Source organism: Anaerotignum sp., assembly GCF_017483025.1.
In the GTDB taxonomy this organism is placed as follows: Bacteria; Bacillota; Clostridia; order Lachnospirales; family Anaerotignaceae; genus Anaerotignum_A.
In genome coordinates this window covers 1-3181 of sequence record NZ_JAFUMA010000053.1, presented here as the reverse complement: position 1 = coordinate 3181, position 3181 = coordinate 1, and the positions used below count along the sequence as shown (strand labels likewise).

At 43.6% G+C, this 3181-nt stretch carries 1 protein-coding gene; it reads left to right on the top strand.

The features are described from left to right. On the top strand, positions 1-3181 hold a 3181-nt coding region (locus IJ369_RS04470), incomplete at both ends, for a SpaA isopeptide-forming pilin-related protein (protein ID WP_290716475.1).

The window sequence follows — 3181 nt, the reverse complement described above, 5'->3', positions numbered from 1 at the left end:
GGAAGGTGCTACATTTAAGATCACTGATTCCGATGGCACAGTAGTTGGTTCTGCAAATGGTATCTTCACAACAGATGCATTCGTTACAATCACACTGCCTGAACTGGATAAATGTACATATATCATTACAGAAACAGAAGCACCTAAAGGTTACGCAGTAAGTGCTAATCCTTCCCAGAAAATTGAAATCGACGATACAGGTAAAACTTATACAGTAGATTTCTATAACAAAAAACTGGGTACTCTGGAAATCTACAAATTTGACAACGAAACAAAAGCGCCTCTGGCAGGTGCAACATTCCGTGTTGAATTTGGCGGTAAACTGATCGGTAATTATACAACAGACGCAAGTGGTGTTGTTTCTATCCCCGGTCTGGCAGAAGGTACTTATAAAGTGACCGAAACATCTGCGCCTGCAGGCTACGCATTAAGCAAAAACTCCATTCAGACTGTAGAAGTAGGCACAAACGGTGTGTTTAAGGTAAATTTCTATAATGAAAAACTGGCAAACCTGCAGATCCGTAAGTTCGATTCCGAAACAAAAGAACTGCTGGCAGGTGCACAGTTCAAAGTAACATACTCCGACGGTACAGTAGTTGGTGATTCCAACGGTATCTTTACAACAAATAATAGTGGCGTGATCATGATCACTGGTGTAAAACAGGACACTTATAAAGTGACTGAAATCAAAGCCCCTACAGGCTATGCGATCAGTGATACACCCACACAGACGATCAAGGTAGATACAGAAGGTGTATTCACAGTAGATTTCTACAATGATGCACTGGCAAATCTGCAGATCCGTAAGTTCGAAGACGATACAAAGGCACTGCTGGAAGGTGCAACTTTTATAATTACTTATTCTGACGGCACGATCGTTCCCGGCGGTTCCAATGGTGTATTCACTACAGACGAAAGTGGTGTGATCACACTGAGGGATATTAAGGCTGATACTTACACAGTAACAGAAATTCAGGCTCCTGCAGGCTATGCACTGAGCGAAAATCCTACTCAGGTAGTGAAAGTGGATACAAAAGGTACTTTCAAAGTTGACTTCTATAATGAAGCTCTGGGCAATCTGGTAATCAGAAAGTTCGATGAAAAGACAAAAGATCCACTGGCAGGTGCTACATTTGAAGTGAAACATATGGACGGCACAGTAGTAGGCAATTCCAACGGCCTGTTTACAACAGATGCAAAAGGTACAATTACACTGCCTAAACTGGAAAAAGGTACATATATCATTACTGAAACAAAAGCACCCGATGGATATGCACTGAGCGAAGTAAATTCCAAGACGATCACGATCGATAACGAAGGTACTTATACAGTGGATTTCTATAACAAAGAACTGAAAGGCGTTCAGATCATCAAAAAAGACGGCCAGACAGGTCTTCCTCTGAAAGGCGCACAGTTCCAGATCTGGCAGACTGGCGCATCCACAAGCACATCCGTTTCCAGCAGCACTCCTGCAGGTAAACTGATCGGCACATACACAACAGATATCAATGGTGTTATCAATGTTGTACTGGAAGAAGGTACATACGAAATTCTGGAAACAAAAGCTCCCGAAGGCTATCAGATCGATAACAACAAACAGGATATCGTAGTTCGTGACGGCGAACAGACATCCGTAACATTCACAAATACTAAGATCCTCGGTCTGGAAATCATCAAGATCGATGCTGACACAAAGAATCCTCTGCAGGGTGCAACATTCAAAGTTGAAAAAGTAAACGGTGAAAAAGTTGGCACATACACAACAGATTCCAATGGTCACATCATGGTTTCCGGTCTGGCAAGTGGCACATACGTTGTTTCCGAAACATCCGCACCTGCTGGTTATGTTCTGAATTCCATCCCTCAGACTGTAACGGTAAGTGCCGGCAAAGTAACAACAGTGACATTTGAAAACAGCAAAAAAGGCGGCGTAGTGATCCAGAAGCTGGACAGCGCTACAGATAGACCCATTGAAGGCTGTGAATTCCTGATCACAACATTCGACGGGGCAACAGTAGGTGTATTTGAAACTGATAGATCCGGTCAGATCCACCTGCCTAACCTGACTGACGGTACCTATATCGCGAAAGAAATGAAAGCTCCTGCAGGCTATAACCTTGCAGCGCCTAAAACTTTCCAGGTATCCTCCGGCAGAAACCCTTACCTTGAAGGTGCAAGCAATAACCAGACAGTAACGATCTATAACGATCCTCTGGGTGTATCTCAGATCATCAAAACTGATGCTGTAACAGGTAAACCCGTTAAAGGTGCTGTGTACGTGATCGCTGCGCTGAATAATGGTACTGGTATCTATAGCCAGACTGTTATGGCAGCAGGTGTAAATGCGGCGAACACAATGGTGAACGGTCTGCATACGATCATCGGCAGATACGAAACATCCGAAAACGGTATCATCAACATCAGCAACCTGCCTGAAGGTTGGTATACACTGCAGGAAGAAAAAGCACCTGAAGGCTATGAACGCGATGCAACGATTTATAACTTCCAGATCACAGGCAATGGCAGACCTACGATCATTCAGCTGACGAATAAACCTCTGATGGGTAGAATCGCGCTGACAAAATTGTCTGCGGACTATAACAACAACACAGGTTGGGATAGCGGTACTCCTCTGGCGGGTGCGGTATATAGTATTCTGGATTCCGATGGCGTGGAAGTAGATAGAATCACAACTGGTGCAGATGGCACAGCTATCTCCAGTAAGTTGAAAGTTGGTACTTATACACTGAAAGAGGTACAGGCTCCCGATTGGTACGGTATCAATCCTAACCCTCTGAAAGTAACGATCAAGAAAGAAGGTCAGGTAGTATCCGTTGTAGCGAAAGATCCTTCTATTAACCTGATGGTTGGTATCAAGAAGACTTCCGATACTAAGACTTGCTCTTGGGGCGATACGATCAATTACTACATTACTGGTGTAGGCAATGAATCCAATGTATCCCTTGATAAGTTCACAGTACACGATAAACTGCCCGATCCTAAAGCAGCTCAGATCAAGTATTTCGATACAGGTCTGTGGAGTAAGAAGTATAACTTTAAAGTTGCTTACACAACTAACCTGAACACAGCTTATACATATCTGCCCGGTACATATTCCTCCGACAAACATAACCATATCGACCTGTATGCAGGTAACATGGGCCTGAGAAGTGGCGAATAT